We start from the raw sequence: 19,503 nt of genomic DNA on the forward strand, positions 1-19,503 counted from the left end.
TCCCGGGGGTGTGTGGCCAGCCTCACACGGCCCGCGAATCGGTCACCACCGGAACATTCCGGAGACGGCGAGCGTGATCGCCACCGCGAGCAGCAGCGCCCCGCCGACCCGATCCCAATGGCGGCGGTGCGCCGGGTCGGCGAGCCAGGTGTTCAGGCGTACGCCGACGGCCGTCACCAGCAGCCAGGCGAGGAACCCGAACAGCACGTCCACGACGCCGAGCAACAGCATCTGTTCGCGGACCCGGCCCGCGGACAGGTTGACGAACTGCGGGAGCACGGCGGCGAAGAAGACGACCACCTTGGGGTTCAGCAGGTCGGTGGCCAGGCCCTGGCGGAATGCGGTGGCGGTCGACGGGCGGGGTCCGGCCTCGGTGCCGGCGCTGCGCAGCAGACGCCAGCCCAGGTACCCGAGATAGAGCGATCCCGCCAATTGGATGGTGAGCAGCGCGCTCGGATAGCGGGTGAGCAGCAGGGAGAGGCCGAGTGTGGCGATCAGCATGTGCACGGTGAGCCCGGTCTGGGCACCTGCTCCCGCGGCCAGGCCCGCCCGCCAGCCCCGGGTCGCCGAGCGCAGCACGATCAGGAACTCGGGCCCCGGCGTCAGGTAGGCCAGCACCAGGACGGCGAAGAAGCCGGGCCAGTTGATCGCGGCCAGCTCGGTCACGGCGTGGGGGTCGCGCGTCGGCGGTGCCGGTGCCGGTCGACCCGCGCCCGGTTCCCGCATCCGGGGCTGCACCAGCGCTGGTTCGGTCGGGCCCGGTGGAAGAACTGGCCGCACCCGTCAGCATGGCAGACCGCGAGGTTGGCCAAGTGGTCCCGACCGAGCAGGTCGACGACGGTGGCGGCGAGTACGCCGAGCAACCCGTCCAACCCGGTACCGTCGCGGGCTTCGGTCTCGGTGGCACCCACCCGTCCGCCGATCAGCCGGGTCGTGGCGGAGGCGCGCACCGCATCGTTCACCGCGCGGACGTCGGCGGCGGGCAGTTCACGCCCGGTCACGGCCGCATCCAGCAACCGGACCGCGCTGTCTCGCAGGCGGTGTACGCGGGTGAGTTCGGCCTCGGTCCTCGGCCGGGCCGGGGGCAGTGCCGCGGGTTCGAGGTCCGCCCACTCGGCGAAGGCGTCGACCGTGCCGATGAGCTCGACCCGCTGACCGTCGACGATCCGGATCGTGTTCGCCAGATCGACCGCGGGGTGGTCGCCCAGCCAGGTCCATTCCGTCATGGACTCAGTGTGGGAGGTTAGTGGGAGGTTAATGGATAGATGGTCAAAAACCATTACATCAGTTGGTGTCGGCGATCACCGGTACCACCGGTGACCTAGGCTCGAATGACGCCCACACGAAGGAGCACGTCATGGCCGAGGTCCATCTCGCTCCGCCGGCGACCGGTGTCGCCGCCGGCCCGTTCACCCTCACCCAGGGGTACGCCGCAGCGGTGCCCGAACTGTCCGTGGCCCGCCGTGCCGCGAGCTTCCCCGAGCCGTGCCCGGTGGTGATCGACGAATCCCTGGCCGCCGAGCTCGGCGTCGACCCGGCCGCCCTGCGGACACCGGAGGGCACGCGACTGCTCGTCGGTGACGTGCCCGAGAACGTGCCGACCGTTGCGCAGGCGTACGCCGGGCACCAGTTCGGCGGCTACTCGCCGCTGCTCGGTGATGGCCGGGCGCTGCTGCTCGGTGAGATCGTCGACACCGCCGGCCGCCGGAAAGACCTGCACCTGAAGGGATCCGGGCGGACCCCCTTCGCCCGCGGTGGCGACGGCAAGGCGGTCCTCGGGCCGATGCTGCGGGAACACCTGATGGGGGTGGCGATGCACGCCCTCGGCATTCCGACCTCCCGCGCCCTGGTGGTCTGCACCACCGGTGAGCGGGTCCCGCGGGACGGCGTCCGGCAGCCGGGTGCGGTGCTGGCGCGGGTCGCCGCGAGCCATCTGCGGGTCGGCACCTTCCAGCTGGCGGCCCAGCTCACCGCCCACCCGGAGACTCCCTCGGACGCGACGCTGCTGGAACGGCTGACGGCGTACGCGCTGCAGCGTCACTTCCCGGATGCCGCCGACCCGGCGGACACCACACCCGGGCTCACGCTGTTGCGCCAGGTGAGCCGGGTCCAGGCGGAGCTGATCGCGCAGTGGATGCAGGTCGGGTTCATCCACGGTGTGATGAACACCGACAACATGACGATCTCGGGGGAGACCATCGACTACGGCCCGTGCGCATTCCTGGATGGCTATGATCCGGCGACCGTGTTCAGCTCGATCGACGCCGGCGGCCGGTACGCCTACGGCAACCAGCCCGCGATCGCGCAGTGGAACCTGGCCCGGCTCGCCGAAACGCTGCTGCCGCTCATCGCCGACGATCGGGAGGCCGCGGTCGAGGCCGCCACCGAGATCGTCGTCGGGTTCGCCGGGAGCTATCAGGAGGCGCTCGTCGCCGGGTTCTCCCGCAAGCTCGGCCTGCCCGCGCCGGATGAGGACCTGGTGACCGACGGGCTCGCGCTGCTCCAGCAGCACCGGGTCGACCTCACCGGTTTCTTCCGGGCCCTGTCGGCGGGTACCGCCGCCGAGCTGTTCCCCGACCCGGCCGTCCTCGCGCCGTGGGCCACCCGCCGCGAGGCGCTGCTCGTCGGCGAACCGGGTGAGGTGGCCGCGGCGATGGACCGGATCAACCCGGCCTACATCGCCCGGAACCACGTCGTCGAGGAGGCGCTCGCGGCCGCGACCGCCGGCGACCTCGCGCCCTATCAGCGGCTCGTCGACGCGCTGCGCGAGCCGTACGCCGCCCGCCCGGGTCTGGACGATCTCTCCCGGCCCGCCCCGGCCGACGCGGGCCCGCATGTGACCTTCTGCGGTACCTGAGCGGGCACTTCATCTCGACACGACAGCCATTGCTCCGCTTCGCTGCGCATGGCTGCCTACTCGATGAGCGCGAGGGTTCTACCGACTGGTCAAACCCCAGAATCCATCCCGCGTTTCTTGACGCGGGCCGCAGACCCGCATCCGCTCGTCGGTGCTCGAACACTGGGGGCGAATTCTGGGGTTCGACCAACTGGTAAGCGAGGGGTCGAGGGTGTGGTCTGACGGGGCGCTTCATCTCGACACGGCAGCCATTGCTCCGCTGCGCTGCGCATGGCTGCCTACTCGATGAGCGGGTCGGGTCAGCCGAGGTGCACGATCCGGTCGCAGGCGGCGGCGACGCGGGGGTCGTGGGTGATCACCAGCACCGCGCGGTCCGCCGACAGCGCCCAGAGATCGTCCAGCAACCGGGCCGCGGTGTCGGTGTCCAGGTGCTCGGTGGGCTCATCGAGGATCCAGCACTGACTGTCCCCGACGAGCACCCGGGCCAGCGCCAGCCGGCGGGCCTCACCGCCGGACAGCATCGAACCCTCCTCGCCGACGATCCGCCGCAACGGCAGCTCCAGCCCCGCGGCGCGCAGCGCCACACCGACCCGCTCGTCGTCGGCGTCCCGATCGCCGATCCGGACGTTCTCGGCCACCGAGGTGTTGAAGATGTGCGCGTCCTGCGCGAGATAGCCGATGGTGCCGCGAACCGTCATCGCCCCAGCGAGCGGCGGGATCATCCCCATCAGCGTGGTCGCCACCGTCGTCTTGCCGATCCCGCTCGCACCGGTCAGCGCGACCCGCTCACCGGGGCGTACCACCAGCGACACGTCATCGAGCACCGCACCGGCACCCGGCCAGCCCACCGCGGCCCGGTCCAGTTCCAGCACCGGTTCGGCGGCCGGGGTCTCATCGGCGCGGTCCCCGCGGCCGACCGGGGGAGCGGTGAGCAGCTCGCGGACCCGGTCCAGCGCGGCCCGGGCCCGGGTCAGCGTCTGCGCCGACTGGGTGAGCGGGACGAGGACCTCGTGCAGCGCCAGCGGCACCAGCACCAGCACCGCCAGGTTCACCCGGGCCAGCGACCCGTCGGCCACCGCCGGTACGCCGACCCAGACCGCGACCAGCACCGCCGCCCCGGCGGCCAGCACCTGGGCGCCGGCAGCGGCCCCGCGGACCACCGCGGCCCGCGACTCGGCGGCCCGCAGCCGGGCATCGACGGCGAGCAGTGCATCCCGGCGGCCGGTGTCACCATAGGCGGCCAGATCGTACGCCGCCCGGTTCACCTCCCGGGTCAGCACGGCCAGCTCCGCCCGCAGCCCGACGGTTTCCCGGTCCGCGCGCGCCGAGGCACCGGCCGCCGCGATCGGTACCAGCCAGCCGGCCAGCACCGCTGAGATCAGCAGCGCCACCCCGGCCACCGGGGAGAGCACCGACATCGCCACGCTGGCCGCCACCACCAGCAATCCGGCGGAGGCGAACGGCACCGCCACCCGGACCACCAGATCCATGATCGCGGCGACATCGGAGACCACCCGGATCAGCAGGTCACCGCGGCGCCGGCCGAGCAGGGTGGTGCTCGCCAGCGTGGCGTAGGTGCGGATCCGCAGCGCGCTCTGCAGCTGCAGCGCCAGCTCGTGCGAGACCAGCCGCTCGGCGTACCGGAAGACCGCCCGGAAGAGCCCGCAGGCCCGCACGATGACGATCGCCACCTGCAGATAGAGCACCGGCGGATGCTCGGCGGCCCGGGAGATCATCCAGCCGGAGGCACCCATCAGCGTCACCGCGGCCAGCGAGGTGAGGAAGGACAGCAGCAGCGCGGCGGCGAACCGCAACCGGGCCCGGGGCACCTCGGCCGCCAACCCGCGGAACAGGGCGAGGGTGCTCATCGGCGCACCTCATCGGGCTGTGCCGTGGTCAACCGGACCACCCGATCGGCGGCGGCGAGCACCGCATCGCGGTGGCTGACCACCAGCGCCGAGGCGCCGCTGCGGCGTACCGCCTCGATCACCGCCTGCTCGGCCGCGGCATCCAGGCCGGCGGTCGGTTCGTCGAGCACCAGCAGTCCGGCCCCGGCATCCAGCCGGAGCAGCGCCCGGGCCACCGCGACCCGGCGCAGCTCACCGGCGGACAGTTCCACCCCGTCGTCACCGACCGCGCGCGCCGGATCCAGCTCACCGGCCCCGGCCCGCCGCAGCGCCTCGGCCACCGCCGCATCGTCGGCCGCCGGATCGCCCAGCCGGACGTTCTCGGCCAGCGATGCGTTGATCACCCCGGGCTGCTGGGCGACATAGGCCAACCGGGCCCGCCAGGCGGCCGGGTCGATGGTGGCCAGATCGGTGTCACCGACCAGTACCCGGCCGGTGGTCGGGGTGAGGAAGCCCATCAGCACGGCCAGCGCGGTCGACTTGCCCGACCCCGAGGGCCCGGACAGGGCGACGACCTCACCGGGGCGTACCGCCAACGAGAAGTCGGTCAGCGCGTCGGTCTCGGCACCTGGGTGGCGTACGCCGATCCCGGCCAGTTGCACCTCGACGGCGGCCGGATCCGGGGCCGCGCCGCGCTCCCGGCCGCGGACCGCGTCGGCGCCCTCGATGATCGCGAACGCCTCGTCGGCGGCGGTGATCCCGTCGATCGAGTCGTGGTAGTGCACCCCGACCTGGCGGACCGGCAGATAGCACTCCGGCACCAGGATCAGCACGAACAGCCCGGTGGTCAGGTCGATATTGCCCTCGACCAGCCGCAGCCCGATCGGTACCGCGACCAGGGCCACCGAATAGGTCGCCAGCAGCTCCAGGGCGAAGGAGGACAGGAAGGACACCCGCAGCGTCGACATGGTCTCGCTGCGGTGCTTCTGCTCGGTCAGCACCAGGCCCTTCTCCTGCGCCTTCGCCCGGCCGAACACCTGCAGCGTCGGCAGCCCGGCGACCAGGTCGGCGAAGTGGTTCGCCAACCGGGTCTGGGTACGCCAGCTGCGATCCAGCTTGACCTTGGTGGCGAGCCCGATCAGCACCATGAACAGCGGGATCAGCGGCAGTGTCAGCGCGACCACGATCGTCGAGGTCAGGTCGGCGGTGAGGATCGTCACGCCGACGATCAGCGGCACGGTCAGCGCCAGCACCAGCTGTGGCAGATAGCGCGCGTAGTAGCCGTCCAGGGCGTCCAGGCCCTGGCCGAGCAGCGCGACCAGTTGCCCGGTCGGCACCCGGGTCGCCCCGGGGGCGGCCAGCCGGGCATCGATGATGTCGGCCCGCAGCTGGGATTTCACCGCCGCCGCCGAGCGGTGCGCCAGCCAGGAACCGAACCAGGCCAGCACCGCGCGCCCGGCGATCACCAGCGCCAGCATGCCGAGGGCGGCGGCCAGCCCGCCGAACGGCAACCGGGCCGCCTCGGCCGCCGACGGCTGCGCACCGGCGTCGAAGACCCGCGCCACGATCCGCGACAGCAGCCAGGCCTGGGCCACCACGAGCAGGGCCGTCGCGGACCCGACCACCACCGAGGCGATCAGGAAGCCGCGGGTGGCCCGGGCCCGGGTGAGCAGTCGTGGATCGATCGGTCCGGCCATCGGGGGCAGCGTAGTCGCTCGCGCGCAGGCGGCCGGCTCAGCCGGTCGGCTGCTGTTCCGCGGACTCGACCACCGGCAGGTTCTGGGTGCTGATCCGCTTGCGGAACACCCAGAAGGTCCACGCCTGGTAACCGAGCACGATCGGCAGGAACACCGCGGAGGCGATCGTCATGATCCGCAGCGTGTAGCCGGTCGAGGCCGCATCCTGGATGGACATGTCGTTCACCGGATCCAGCGCCGGGACCACGTTCGGGAACATGCAGCTGAAGATCAGCACCATCATGGCGATGATCGCCAGCACGGTCCCGGTGAACGCCCAGCCCTCCCGGCCCCGCTTGATCAGCAGGTACCCGGCCGTGGCGGCCAGGATCGCCACCACCGCAGCGATCCAGCTCACCACGCCGTTGCCGTACGCCGCAGCGGTCCAGACGCTGAAGATCGCCAGCAGTGCGATCGCGACCAGGCCGATCCGGTCGGCGAACTTCCGGGCGGCGAAGCGGATCTCGCCCTTGGTCTTGAGCGAGATGAAGATCGCGCCGTGGAACAGGAACAAGGTGACGAACAGCACCCCGCCGAGCAGGGCGTACGGCATGAACAGGCCGAAGAAGTTGCCGACGGTGCCCTCCATCACCCAGCGCCGTCCGGCGACGTCGTGCACGATCGGCAGCCCGCGGACGAAGTTGGCGAAGCCGATGCCGAAGACCAGGGCGGGCACGAAGGAGCCGAAGATGATGCAGCGGTCCCAGCCGCGCTGCCAGGCGGCGCTCTCGCGCTTGTGCCGGTATTCGAAGGCGACGCCGCGGAAGATCAGCGCGATCAGGATCAGGAACAGCGGCAGATAGAGCCCGCTGAACAAGGTGGCGTACCACTCCGGGAAGGCCGCGAACATGGCCCCGCCGGCGGTGATCAACCAGACCTCGTTGCCGTCCCAGAGCGGGCCGATGGTGTTGATCATCACCCGGCGGTCCTTGTCCTTCTTGCCGAGGATGCCGACCAGCATGCCGACCCCGAAGTCGAAGCCTTCGAGCACGAAGAATCCGATCCAGAGGATGGCGATCAGGATGAACCAGAGCAGTGCGAGTGTCATTGTCGATTCCTCACTCAGAAACTCAGTACGCGAACGACATCGGGGAGTCCTCGTCCTCGAGGACCTTGGGCTCTTCGACCTCGGGCAGCCCCATCCGGATGTACTTCAGGAACAGGCCCACCTCGATCACCGCCAGCACGCCATAGACGAGGGTGAAGGTGATCATCGAGAACAGCACCATCCCGGGGGTGACACCGGGGGAGACACCGGCGGCGGTCGGCATCACGCCGAACACCACCCAGGGCTGGCGGCCGGTCTCGGTGAAGATCCAGCCGAACGAGTTCGCGAACAGCGGCGCCAGCGGGAACGTGACCATCATCGCGAACCAGATCTTGCTGCGTGGCAGGCGATTCCCGCGGGTCAGCCAGAGCGTCAACACCCCGATACCCATCGCCAGGAAGCCCAGGCCCATCATGATCCGGAAGGTCCAGTAGGTGAGCGGGATGTTCGGGTTGTAGGTGGTCATCCGGTTGGCGATCTCGGGACCGTAGACCTGTTGCAGCTGGGGCTGGAACTCGGCCTGGTACTGCCGGTTCAGCGGGTTGATGCCCTGCACCTCACCGGTGAAGTTGGAGTGCGCCAGGAACGACAGCAGGCGCGGGATCTTGATCGACCACACCTCGCGCTGCCCGTCCAGGGTGCCGATGGTGAGCAGCGAGAAATCGGCCGGTTGCTCGGTCTCGTAGAGCGCCTCGGCGGCGGCCATCTTCATCGGCTGCACCTCGGTCATCACCTTGCCCTGCAGGTCGCCGGAGATCAGTACGCCGAGGCTGCCGATCAGCATCGCGACGGCGCCGATCCGAACGGCGGTGCGGTGGGTCTTCTCCTCGCGCTGCTCGTGGTTGCCGTCGCCGCGCCCGAGCCGGTAGAGGTGCCAGCCGCCGATCGCGGCGACCAGGGCGCCGGAGACCATCCAGGCGGCGGCGAGCTGGTGCGGCAGGGTGACCAGCAGCACCGGGTTCAGCAGCACCGCACCGAAGTCGGTCAGCTCGGCCCGGTTGGTGAGCTCGTTGAAGCGCCAGCCGACCGGGTTCTGCATCCAGGAGTTGGCGGCCAGGATGAAGATCGCCGAGATGTTGGTGCCGATTGCCGCGATCCAGATGGTGGCCAGGTGGATCTTCTTCGGCAACCGGTCCCAGCCGAAGATCCACAGACCCAGGAAGGTGGACTCCAGGAAGAACGCCAGCAGCGCCTCCAGCGCCAACGGGGCGCCGAAGATGTCACCGACGAAGCGGGAGTAGTCCGACCAGTTCATCCCGAACTGGAACTCCTGCACGATGCCGGTGACCACACCCATCGCGAAGTTGATCAGGAAGAGCTTGCCGTAGAACTTGGTCAGCCGGAGGTAGGCGTTGTTGCCGGTGCGTACCCACATGGTCTGGAAGATCGCCACCAGAAAGGACATGGCGAGCGTGATCGGCACGAACAGGAAGTGGTAGACGGTGGTGATCCCGAACTGCCACCGCGCGAGTGTCTCGGTGCTCATGCCATGCAACTTACTACGAGACGTCGTAGGATCAGGAATCGAAGCGGGCTAATGTGACCAGCGCAATATTCACGAATCGAGGGGTCCATGACGTTGCTCGGTGAGCTGGAGGCCAAGGTGATGGAGGTGCTCTGGCATGCCCCGGAGCCGATGTCGGTGCGGCAGGCGCACACGGTGCTGGCCGCCGACCGTGACCTGGCCTACACCACCGTGATGACGGTGCTGGACCGGCTCGCGAAGAAGGAGATCGTGCAGCGCGAGCGGGACGGGCGGCAGTGGCTGTACCAGCCGATGACCAGCCGCGGCGCCCTGATCGCCGACGAGATCCTCGAACTCGTCACCGGCCCCGCCGACGAGCGCCGGGCGGTCTATGTGGAGCTGGTACGCCGGATGCCCGCAGCCGACCGGACCGCCCTGGCCAAGGAGCTCTCCGCCAACTGACGTCCGCGTGGTGAGCGCCTCTCCTTGAAACCCCCCTTACTGCGCCGAAACCCCCACTGCAGTGGGGGTTTCACGCCCGGAGAGGGGGTTTCGCGGCAAGGCCGTGGGGTGTCTCAGCCGGCGGTTCGGCCCGCATATCCCGCCGCGTCGAGCACGGTACGCCGCAGCGCCGCCACATCGGCCAGCTCCCGATTGACCACCCGGACCAGCCACCGGCCGCTCGCCCGCCGGAACCGCTCCTCCCGGTCCTTCTCCGCGCGGATCACCGAGGCCACATCCTGTCCCGGTCCGAGCAGCCGTCCGTACTTGACCTCACCGTCGAACTCGGCCGAGACGCCGAGATCGGGCCAGTCGAAGTCCGGGCGGGCCACGAAGTTCCCGGCGTCGTCGAAGAATTCGACCTGCAACCTCGGGGCCGGCAACCCCGCTCGATGGAACGCCCAGCGGGCCCACGATTCGCCCGGGCTCTCCGCCAGCGGATCGGCGAATCGCAACACCTGGCGTGCCTGAGCGTTTCCGCGGCGCCCGGCCTCGGCGGCGACCCGGTCGAGCAGCACCTGGCGCTGCAGCTTCTTGGCGAGCGCGCGATCGGCGACCGCCACCGCATCAGCGGGATCGAGAACCCGGATCAGATCGAGGACGGTCGTGGCCAGATCGGTGACCACCAGCCCGGCGATGACGCAGGTGGGGATCTCCTGCACCACCCGGTGCAGGTAGCTGTGGTTGAAGCGCTTGCCGCCGGGATGCTTGGCGCGGCGGATCAGGTGGACCCGGCCGAGGCTGCGCAACGGCACGGGTAGACCGTGGACGACCGCAGCCGAGACATGACTCAACACCGCATCGGGCCGATCACAGAGCACCGCCCGGATCAGGGCGCGATGCTGCTCCTCGGCGACGAGCTGCTGATCCGGCCCGCGCAGGTAGACGCCGCGGCGTACCCGCTGCAGATCACCCGAGGTCACCAGCTTCCTGATGCCGGGGTGGTCGATCCCGCTCTTCAGCAACTCGGCGGTGGTGACGATCTCCATCGCACCAGCCCAGCAGAGGCGCCCCACAGCGGAAAGGCTCTGGGGCAGGTTGTGGATGGCCAAAAAGGTTGTCCACCGATTCGGCCGATCGATGACAACTCGTGAAACCCCCTGTCCGGGCGTGAAACCCCCACTGCAGCAGGGGTTTCACACCAGGTAAGGGGGTTTCACGAAAGGACGGCCCACCGGGCGTACGCCTCAGCTGGCGAGCTCCTCGTCCTCGATCGGGGCCTCGAACTGGGCCTGGTAGAGCCGGGCGTACGCGCCCTCGGCGGCCAGCAGCTCGGCATGCGTACCCTGCTCGACGATCGAACCGTTCTCCATCACCAGGATGGTGTCCGCGTCGCGGATGGTGGAGAGCCGGTGCGCGATCACGAAGCTGGTCCGGTTGCTGCGCAGCGCGGCCATCGCCTGCTGCACCAGGGCCTCGGTGCGGGTGTCGACCGAGCTGGTCGCCTCGTCCAGGATCAGCAGCGCCGGGTCGGCCAGGAAGGCGCGGGCGATGGTGATCAACTGCTTCTCACCGGCCGACACCCCCGACCCCTCCTCGTCGATCACCGTGTCATAACCCTCCGGCAACGAGTGCACGAACCGGTCGACGTAGGTCGCCTTCGCCGCGGCCAGGATCTCCTCGTCGGTCGCATCCGGGCGGCCGTAGGCGATGTTGTCCCGGATCGTGCCGCCGAACAGCCAGGTGTCCTGCAGCACCATCCCGATCTGGGAGCGCAGCGCCTGCCGCGGCAGGGTGGCGATGTCCACCCCGTCCAGCAGGATCCGGCCACCGTCCAGTTCGTAGAACCGCATCACCAGGTTGACCAGGGTGGTCTTGCCGGCACCGGTCGGCCCGACGATCGCCACCGTCGAACCCGGCGGCACATCCAGTGACAGCTCGGCGATCAGCGGCCGATCCGCGCGATAGGAGAAGTCGACCTCCTCGAACCGGACGTGACCCCGGACCGGGGCGAGCTCGGAGCCGCCCTCGGGCACCTCCTCGGCCTCGTCGAGCACCTCGAACACCCGCTCCGCCGAGGCCACCCCGGACTGCAGCAGGTTCGCCATCGAGGCGACCTGGGTGAGCGGCTGGGTGAACTGACGGGAGTACTGGATGAACGCCTGCACCTCGCCGAGCGTCATCCCGCCACTGGCCACCCGCAGCCCGCCGATCACCGCGATCACCACGTAGTTGAGGTTTCCGATGAACATCATCGTCGGCATGATGATGCCGGAGACGAACTGTGATCCGAAGGATGCCTTGTAGAGCTGATTGTTCCGCTCCGCGAAGACCTGCTCGACCTCCTGCTGCCGGCCGAACACCTTCACCAGTGCGTGCCCGGTGTAGGCCTCCTCGATGTGCGCATTCAGTTCACCGGTCGACTTCCAGGTCTGCGCGAACAGCTTCTGTGAGCGCTTGCCGATCGCCACGGTCAGCATCATCGAGACCGGGATGGTGATCAGCGCGATCAGCGTCAACAGCGGTGAGACGAGCAGCATCATCAGCAGTACGCCGACCAGGGTGAGCAGCGAGTTCACCAACTGGGACAGGGTCTGCTGCATCGACTGGGAGACGTTGTCGATGTCGTTGGTGACCCGGGACAGCAGTTCACCGCGGGGCTGGTTGTCGAAGTAGCGCAGCGGCAGCCGGTTCAGTTTGCCGGCCACATCGCTGCGCATCCGCTGCACGGTGCGCTGCACCACCCCGTTCAGCAGGTAGGCCTGCAGCCACAGCAGGAACGCGGAGATGACATAGAGGGCCAGGGCGAAGATGACGATCCAGCCGAGCCGGTTGAAGTCGATGCCCACCCCGGGCACGGCGGCCGAGTTCTGCAGCAGATCGGCGGTGGTGTCGTCACCGCGGGACCGCAGGCCGGCGACGATCTGCGCCTTGGTCGACCCGGGCGCCATCGTCGCCATCATGGTGCCGAGGATGCCGGTGAAGATGACATCGGTCGCCATGCCCAGGATCCGCGGGCCGACGACGTTCATCCCGACCCCGATCGCGGCCAGCAGCAGCACGCCGAGCACCAGCGCGCGCTCGGGTCGCAGCCGGCCCATCAACCGGCGCAGCGAGGGGCCGAAGTTGATCGCCTTCTCCGCCGCCCGGGGAGCACCCGGCCCGCCCAGTTGCGGTCCGGTCGGCCGGTGTTTCGGGCGCTCGGGCGCCTTGGCGCTCTGCCCGGTGCTGCTCATGCGGCCTCCTCGGCGCTCAGCTGGGAATCGACGATCTCGGCATAGGTCGGGCAGGTCTGCAGCAGCTCCTCGTGTCGGCCGCGGCCGACGATCGAACCGTCCTCCAGCACGATGATCTGGTCGGCATCGGCGATGGTGGAGACCCGTTGGGCGACCAGCAGCACCGAGGCGTTGCGGGTGAACGGCCGCAGCGCGGCCCGCAGCCGGGCGTCGGTGGCCACATCGAGCGCGGAGAAGCAGTCGTCGAAGAGATAGATCTCCGGCTTCTTGACCAGCGCGCGGGCGATCGAGAGCCGCTGTCGCTGGCCGCCGGACACGTTGCCGCCGCCCTGGCTGATCTCGGCGGCCAGGCCACCGTCCATGGCGGACACGAAGTCCTCGGCCTGGGCGATCCGCAGTGCCTCCCAGAGTTCGTCGTCGGTGGCGTCGGGGTTGCCGTAGCGCAGGTTGCTGGCGACGGTTCCCGAGAACAGGAAGGGTTTCTGCGGGACCAGGCCGATCCGGCGCCACAGTTCCTCCGGGTCGAGGTCGCGGACGTCCACCCCGTCGACCCGGACCTCGCCCTCGGTGGCGTCGAACAGCCGTGGTACCAGGTTGACCAGCGTGGACTTGCCGGCGCCGGTGGAGCCGATGATGGCGGTGGTCTGCCCCGGCTCGGCGAGCAGGCCGATGTGGTGCAGCACCGAGCGATCCGCGCCAGGATAGGAGAAGCTGACGTCGTCGAACTCGACCACACCCCGGGTCTCGGTCGGGCGTACGCCCCGGGCGGGCGGCACGACCGAGCTCTCGGTGTCCAGCACCTCGTTGATCCGCTCGGCCGATACCGAGGCGCGCGGGGCCATGAACAGCATGAACGAGGCCATCATCACCGACATCAGGATCTGCACCAGATAGGTGAGGAAGGCGGTCAGCTGGCCGACCTGCAGGTCACCGGTGGCGATCCGCTGGGCGCCGAACCAGATCACCGCGACCGAGGAGGCGTTCAGCACGAAGGTGACCACCGGGAACATCAGCGCCATCAGCCGGCCGACACTGGTCGCGGTCCGGGTCAGATCGGCGTTCGCCTCCTCGAATCGCCTTGTCTCCTGGGATTCGCGGGTGAAGGCGCGGACCACACGGATGCCGGTGATCTGCTCGCGCAGCACCCGGTTCAGGGTGTCGATCTTGGTCTGCATGCTGCGGAACAGCGGCGACATCCGGCTGACCAGCAGCACCATCACCGCGGCCAGCACCGGCACCGCGACCGCCATCAGCAGGGTCAGCCCGGGATCCTCGCGGAGTGCCATCACCACCCCGCCGACCATCGTGATCGGCGCCGCGACGACGACCGTCGCGGTCATCACGATCAGCATCTGCACCTGCTGCACATCGTTGGTGTTGCGGGTGATCAGTGTCGGTGCGCCGAACTGGTTCATCTCCCTGGTGGAGAAGGAGAGTACGCGGCCGAACAGGGCGGCACGGACATCGCGGCCGAAGCTCATCGCGGTCATCGCACCGAAGCGGGTCGCGGTGATCGCGCAGACGACCTGGATCAGGCTGACCCCCAGCATGATCAGGCCCATCCGCCAGATGTGGCCGATGTCGCCGGTGACCACGCCGTCGTCGATGATCGAGGCGTTCAGGGTGGGCAGGAACAGCGAGGCGATGGTGCCGACCAGTTGCAGCACCACCACCGCGCAGAGCAATCCCTTGTAGGGCTTGAGAAAGCGGCGGGACAGTCGGATCAGCACGAGCGCTCCTGGGTGAGGATGCCGTGCAGCATGATCTGCACGATCGTGTGCGGGTCGGTGATCGCCTCGTCGGAGATCATCGGGTGGGAGGTGGCGAAGGCGAGGGAGCGCAGCAGTGAGGCCGCCGCGGTGGCGTCCAGGGTGAGCTGGTCGGCGTCGTCGCCGATGACGGCGGCGATGGCGGTGACCAACTGGTCGTTGTGGGCCTTGTGTTCGGCGTGGCTGCGGTGCCGCGGTTGGACCGGGGAGCCGTCGCCCGAGGCGTACATCGCCATCATCAGCACGCTGATGTCGCGGACCCGCCGCTGCCAGATCGCGACGACCGCTTCCAGCCGTTCGGCCAGGGGGCGGGCGGTGTCGATCGCGGCGAGCTCGGCCAGCATCGGCTCGGGGTCCATCGCGTATTCGATCGAGGCGGCCAGCAGCTCGTCCTTGTTGGCGAAGACGCGGAAGATGGTGCCCTCGGCGACACCGGCGGCGCGGGCGATCTCGGCGGTGCTGACCCGGGCGCCGCGCTCGCGCAGCAGCGGCAGGGTCGCTTCGACCAGGACCCGGCGACGCTCGGCCGCGGGCAGGGCGGGGGCTCTCGGACTCACCCCGCCCACAGTAGTGAGTGAGTACTCACTTCACAATATGTTCACGCTCATCGATCGGTACGCCGGGCCGCAGCGAAGCGGAACACCGGCGTACTGGTCGAGATGAGGTGGAGCGAGGTCCCCGCCGAGGAGCGGGGCAGGCGGGTCAGTCGCGGTCGCTGGCCGAGAGCCGTCGCGCGACCTCGGCGGCGAGCTGCAGGGCCGCCCGCCGGGTGGCCGGCTTCAGCTGGGCGTAGTCGATGACCCCGCCCTCGGCGAGGTGCGGATCGGTGGGGATCTCCACGATCGGGTGCGAGGAGCCGAACCAGGAGGCGCCGTTGGCCTTCACCTTGGTCTGGGTGTCGGCGGGCCCGTTGGTGGCCGCGATGACGGTCCGCTTCAGCAGCTCGGGATGCGCGTCCTGCAGGGTCTCCAGCATCCGGGCGGCCGGGATCAGGCTGTCCGAGCGCCACTTCGTCGGCACCACCAGGCAGTCGGCGACCTCGGCCGCGGCGACCCAGTTCGGTGCCGCCTCGTTGTTGCCGGTGTCGGTGACGATGACCTGGAAGAACCGGGCGAAGACGTCGTGCACCTCGCGGAAGTCCTGGTCGCTGATCACCCGCTCGGAGGTCTGCGCCGAGCCGAGGGTGTAGAAGGTGCCGCTGGCCTGGTGGTTCAGGAAGTGCGCCAGATCGGTGAACTGGGCGTCGCTGCGCTGCAGCCGCTCCATCGATTCCAGCAGGTCGCGGACATTGCGGCGGTGCGGGGACGCGGACCGGTCGGGCATCGTGCCGCGCAGTTCGTTGTTGTCCCAGGCGACCACACCGCCACCGCGGGCGAGGCCGAAGGCCGCGGCGAGCAGCAGCGCGGTCGGGGTCTTGCCGGCGCCGCCCTTGGGGTTGGCGACCATGATCGTCACCGGCCGGGTGAAGACGGTCTTGGCGACCTCGGTGTCGCGGTTCTCGTCCAGCTCGCGCTGGGTCGGTGCGAGCCCGAAGCGGGCCCGCCAGCCGGTCCGCGCCTTCGGCGGGCTGGCCGGGGTGAGCTGGGCGATCAGTTCGCCGGCCGAATAGCGCTCACCCGACTGCCCGGGCTGGCCCGGCTGCGACCTCGGCCGTTCGGTCTCGGTGCGCGGCTGGTCCGGTGTACGCCCCTGCGGGGCCTGGGACTGGGGGCGCGGCGCCGGTGCGGACTGCGGGCGGGTCGGTTTTGGGGCCGGGGCGGACTGCTGCCCGCTCGGCCGGGGTGCCGTCGGGCGCTCGTCGGCGCCCTTCGCGCCAGGCTTCTCGGCGCCAGGCTTCTCGGCCGGCTTGTCGGTGGCCCGATCGGCCGGCTTGTCGGCGGCCCGCTCGGTGCCCCGATCGGCAGGCTTGTCGGCGGCCCGTTCGGTGGGCTCGTCGGTGGGTTTGTCACCGGACGTGTCGGTCACGTCCTTTGCCGCGGGCCGGTCCGGATCGGTCGAGGGCTTCGGATCCTGCCCGGCTCCGGGCTCGTCGGTGCCCTGCTGGTCGGCACTGGTCTGGGTCACGGAGTCCTTGGTCTGGTCGGTAGCTGCCTGCTCGGACTCGTCATCGGCCGCGCGGGCCGCCCGATGCGCGGGGCGCTCCGGGCGATCGTCGTCGGTGGAGTCCTCGTCGGGTCCCCAGCTGCGTCGGCCGACCGGTGTCACGGTCTCCTCCGCATCGCCGCTCGTCCGCTTGGGATCGTCGCTCATTGTTCCCTCCGGTACCCCAACAGGCCGTGGATAAACGTAGCATCAACAGTCACAGCCGCCAGATTCGTCACAGCCCTCAATGTTGTCGGGGTCGCGCGGCCACCGACCCCGCGGTGACGACGCTTGGCCGGGCGTCCAGAATCGGGGTTGTGCAGAGCAACGATCCCAGCCCCGACCTCTTCGACCGGGACTTCGCCGCGGTCATCTTCGACATGGACGGCACCCTGGTCGATTCCACCCCAGCCATCGTGCGCACCTGGACCACCTGGGCGATCGAGCACGACATCACCGCCGAACAGCTGCAGGGCTTCCACGGCGTACCGTCGGGGGACGTGATCCGCTCGCTGCTCCCGGCCGACCGCGCGGACGCGGCGATCGCTCGGATCGACGAGCTCGAGATCGCCGACGTGGCCGATGTCATCGCGCTGCCCGGGGCGGCGGACGCACTCGCGGCCCTGCCCCCCGACCGCGCCGCCATCGCCACCTCCGCGAACCGGTCGCTGGCGCTGGCCCGGCTCGCCGCGGCCGGCATCGAGGTGCCCGAGGTGCTGGTCACCGTCGATGACGTGACCCGCGGCAAACCCGCACCCGACCCGTTCCTGGTCGCCGCCGAACGGCTCGGCCAGGATCCCGCCGACTGCCTGGTCGTCGAGGACGCACCGAAAGGCCTGGCCGCCGCCGCGGCCGCCGGCTGCGCCCGGCTGGCGGTGGTCACCACCACCCCGGCCGAGGAGTTGGAGGCCGACGCGATCGTGCCGGATCTGGGCGTCGTCCGGTTCGCGGCCATAGCAGGTGAGCAGGGGCGGATCCGGATCCGCAACGTCTTCCGAGACGGGTCTTGAGCCGCACCCGGACCGGGCGCGTAGATTCGACCGAGCACGCGCAACGAACGCCCGGAAAGGGACGGCGATGACTGATTCCAGCAACCCCAGCGACGGCACGGCGACGAAGGCCGGCAGCAACACCGGCCGCGCCAACATCGGGGTCACCGGCATGGCGGTGATGGGGTCGAACCTGGCCCGCAATCTCGCCTCCCGCGAGGGCAACACGGTGGCGATCCACAACCGCACCACGGCCAAGACCGAGGAGCTCGCCAAGGCGCATCCCGACGCGGGCTTCATCCCCACCGAGACCGTCGCCGACTTCGCCGACGCGCTCGCCAGGCCGCGGACCGCGATCATCATGGTCAAGGCCGGTGCCCCGACCGATGCGGTGATCGACGAGCTGGCCGGGGTCTTCGAACCCGGTGACATCATCGTCGACGGCGGCAATGCCGACTTCCGCGACACCATCCGCCGGGAACGCGCGCTGCGCGAGCAGGGCATCAACTTCGTCGGCTGCGGCATCTCCGGCGGCGAGGAGGGGGCCTTGAACGGGCCCTCGCTGATGCCCGGCGGCAGCGCCGAGGCGTACACCACCCTCGGCCCGATCCTGGAGAGCATCGCGGCCCGCGCCGAGGACGGCAGCCCCTGTGTCACCCACGTCGGCACCGACGGCGCCGGCCACTTCGTCAAGATGGTGCACAACGGCATCGAGTACGCCGACATGCAGCTGATCGGCGAGGCCTACGACCTGCTCCGCCGGGTGCTCGGCAAGACCACCAGCGAGATCGCCGACATCTTCAACGAGTGGAACGCCGGCGAGCTGAACTCCTATCTGATCGAGATCACCGCCGATGTGCTGCGCCAGGCCGACCCGCGCGGCGGCGGCGAACCCCTGCTGGACAAGGTGTTGGACGCCGCCGGCGCCAAGGGCACCGGCAGCTGGACGGTGCAGATCGCGCTCGGTCTGGGCGTACCGGTCTCCGGGATCGCCGAGGCCGTCTTCGCCCGCTCGCTGTCCTCGGACCCGGACCGGCGCCGGATCGGCCGAGCGCTGCCCGGGCCGGATCAACCGATCGACATCGAGGATCCGCAGGCGTTCATCGACCAGATCCGCGACGCCCTCTATGCCGCCAAGATCATCGCCTACGCCCAGGGTTTCGACCTGATCGCCGCCGGTGCCCTCCACTACGGCTGGGAGATCCAGCCCGGTGAGATCGCCCGGATCTGGCGGGCCGGCTGCATCATCCGGGCCCGCTTCCTGGACACGATCACCGCCGCGTACGCCGAGAACCCCGACCTGATCACCCTGCTCGAGGCCCCGGTGTTCGCCGACGCCCTGGGCCGGGCCCAGGCGGGCTGGCGCACCGTGGTCTCGGCGGCGGTCGCCTCCGGCGTCCCGGTGCCGGCGTTCTCGACCTCGCTGGCCTACTACGACGCGCTCCGCTCGCCGCGGCTGCCGGCCGCGCTGACCCAGTTGCAGCGCGACTTCTTCGGCGCGCACACCTACGCCCGCACCGACGACGAGGGCATGTTCCACACCCTGTGGTCGGGTGATCGCGCCGAGGTGCGGGCGTAGCGCCGAATCGATCCTGCGTGTCGAGGGATCCGGCCGGGTGCCGGGTCAGTCCTGCGGAATCGCTGCCACCACGTCGATCTCGACGAGGATGTTGTTCAGCTGCGAGCCGACCGTGGTGCGCACCGGGAAGGGCTCGGTGAAGAACTCCCGATAGGCGTCGTTGAACTCGGCGAAGTCGGCCAGATCGGCCAGATGCACGGTCGTCTTCACGCAGTCATCGAGGGTGAGCTCGTGCTGGGCGAGCACGGTGGCGACATTGCGCAGCACCTGCCGGGTCTGGTCGGCGACGCTGTCGGGCACCTGCCCGGTGGCCGGGTCCTGCGGGCCGAAACCGGCGGTGTAGACGAATCCGTTCGCGATCACGCCCTGGCTGTAGGGCCCGGCCGGCTGCGGTGCGTCGGCGGTGTGGATGCCAACCTTGGTCATGGGGTTTCCTTTCCTTGTGGGGAATCTG

At 69.9% G+C, this 19,503-nt stretch carries 16 protein-coding genes; 4 read left to right on the plus strand and 12 right to left on the minus strand.

Going from position 1 to position 19,503, the window contains the following annotated elements; genetic code table 11:
• Positions 1-42 precede the first annotated feature (42 nt).
• Positions 43-666, minus strand: a complete 624-nt coding sequence (locus tag BI335_RS05380; RefSeq protein WP_166646756.1) for a LysE family translocator — start codon at positions 664-666, stop codon at positions 43-45.
• A complete protein-coding gene (locus tag BI335_RS05385; protein ID WP_166646755.1) occupies positions 663-1,226 on the minus strand; it encodes a CGNR zinc finger domain-containing protein in 564 nt (187 codons plus the stop codon). The genes BI335_RS05380 and BI335_RS05385 overlap by 4 nt, the downstream gene beginning before the upstream one ends.
• Positions 1,227-1,357: 131 nt before the next feature.
• Between BI335_RS05385 and BI335_RS05390 the strand changes: the two genes are divergently transcribed.
• Positions 1,358-2,857 carry a protein adenylyltransferase SelO gene (locus BI335_RS05390; protein ID WP_094429883.1) on the plus strand — a complete coding sequence of 500 codons (1,500 nt, stop codon included), beginning with the start codon at positions 1,358-1,360 and terminating at the stop codon, positions 2,855-2,857.
• Between the two features lie 299 nt (positions 2,858-3,156).
• Here the strand turns inward: BI335_RS05390 and cydC are convergent, their stop codons facing one another.
• From cydC to BI335_RS05410, 4 genes are read right to left on the minus strand one after another with little or no spacing between them, the layout of a single operon-like run.
• The gene (gene cydC, locus BI335_RS05395; protein WP_094405897.1) at positions 3,157-4,725 is read right to left on the minus strand and encodes a thiol reductant ABC exporter subunit CydC; all 1,569 of its coding nucleotides are present in this window, start codon (positions 4,723-4,725) and stop codon (positions 3,157-3,159) included.
• Entirely contained in the window at positions 4,722-6,401 is a 1,680-nt protein-coding gene (gene cydD / locus BI335_RS05400) for a thiol reductant ABC exporter subunit CydD (protein ID WP_094405898.1), read from the minus strand. The genes cydC and cydD overlap by 4 nt, the downstream gene beginning before the upstream one ends.
• Positions 6,402-6,438: 37 nt before the next feature.
• Entirely contained in the window at positions 6,439-7,488 is a 1,050-nt protein-coding gene (gene cydB / locus BI335_RS05405; protein WP_094355244.1) for a cytochrome d ubiquinol oxidase subunit II, read from the minus strand.
• 22 nt (positions 7,489-7,510) lie between these two features.
• The gene (locus BI335_RS05410) at positions 7,511-8,974 is read right to left on the minus strand and encodes a cytochrome ubiquinol oxidase subunit I (protein ID WP_094355243.1); all 1,464 of its coding nucleotides are present in this window, start codon (positions 8,972-8,974) and stop codon (positions 7,511-7,513) included.
• A gap of 87 nt (positions 8,975-9,061) precedes the next feature.
• Here BI335_RS05410 and BI335_RS05415 point away from each other — a divergent pair, with 87 nt between their 5' ends.
• Positions 9,062-9,415, plus strand: coding sequence for a BlaI/MecI/CopY family transcriptional regulator (locus BI335_RS05415; RefSeq protein ID WP_094355242.1), 354 nt, complete (start codon positions 9,062-9,064; stop codon positions 9,413-9,415).
• A 113-nt stretch (positions 9,416-9,528) separates the two neighbouring features.
• On the opposite strand, the gene BI335_RS05420 is transcribed toward BI335_RS05415, so the two are convergent.
• From BI335_RS05420 to BI335_RS05440, 5 genes are all read right to left on the minus strand, one after another.
• A complete protein-coding gene (locus BI335_RS05420; protein ID WP_094405899.1) occupies positions 9,529-10,443 on the minus strand; it encodes a type IV toxin-antitoxin system AbiEi family antitoxin domain-containing protein in 915 nt (304 codons plus the stop codon).
• 198 nt (positions 10,444-10,641) lie between these two features.
• Complete coding sequence (locus BI335_RS05425) at positions 10,642-12,630, minus strand: ABC transporter ATP-binding protein (protein WP_094355241.1); 1,989 nt, start codon at positions 12,628-12,630, stop codon at positions 10,642-10,644.
• Entirely contained in the window at positions 12,627-14,360 is a 1,734-nt protein-coding gene (locus tag BI335_RS05430) for an ABC transporter ATP-binding protein (RefSeq protein WP_094405900.1), read from the minus strand. The genes BI335_RS05425 and BI335_RS05430 overlap by 4 nt, the downstream gene beginning before the upstream one ends.
• Complete coding sequence (locus BI335_RS05435) at positions 14,354-14,956, minus strand: TetR/AcrR family transcriptional regulator (protein WP_172421750.1); 603 nt, start codon at positions 14,954-14,956, stop codon at positions 14,354-14,356. Before BI335_RS05435 ends, BI335_RS05430 begins: the two co-directional genes overlap by 7 nt.
• A gap of 145 nt (positions 14,957-15,101) precedes the next feature.
• Positions 15,102-16,649 carry a hypothetical protein gene (locus BI335_RS05440; RefSeq protein WP_094355238.1) on the minus strand — a complete coding sequence of 516 codons (1,548 nt, stop codon included), beginning with the start codon at positions 16,647-16,649 and terminating at the stop codon, positions 15,102-15,104.
• 149 nt (positions 16,650-16,798) lie between these two features.
• Here BI335_RS05440 and BI335_RS05445 point away from each other — a divergent pair, with 149 nt between their 5' ends.
• Entirely contained in the window at positions 16,799-17,491 is a 693-nt protein-coding gene (locus BI335_RS05445; protein ID WP_229117939.1) for an HAD-IA family hydrolase, read from the plus strand.
• A 67-nt stretch (positions 17,492-17,558) separates the two neighbouring features.
• Positions 17,559-19,049 (plus strand): NADP-dependent phosphogluconate dehydrogenase, encoded by a 1,491-nt coding sequence (gene gndA, locus BI335_RS05450; RefSeq protein WP_094355237.1) that lies wholly within the window; start codon positions 17,559-17,561, stop codon positions 19,047-19,049.
• 45 nt (positions 19,050-19,094) lie between these two features.
• Here gndA and BI335_RS05455 read toward each other — a convergent pair whose 3' ends face one another.
• Positions 19,095-19,475 carry a RidA family protein gene (locus BI335_RS05455; protein ID WP_094355236.1) on the minus strand — a complete coding sequence of 127 codons (381 nt, stop codon included), beginning with the start codon at positions 19,473-19,475 and terminating at the stop codon, positions 19,095-19,097.
• Between the last annotated feature and the right edge of the window lie 28 nt (positions 19,476-19,503).

It is taken from the genome of Enemella evansiae (genome assembly GCF_002250705.1).
Lineage (GTDB): Bacteria > Actinomycetota > Actinomycetes > Propionibacteriales > Propionibacteriaceae > Enemella > Enemella evansiae.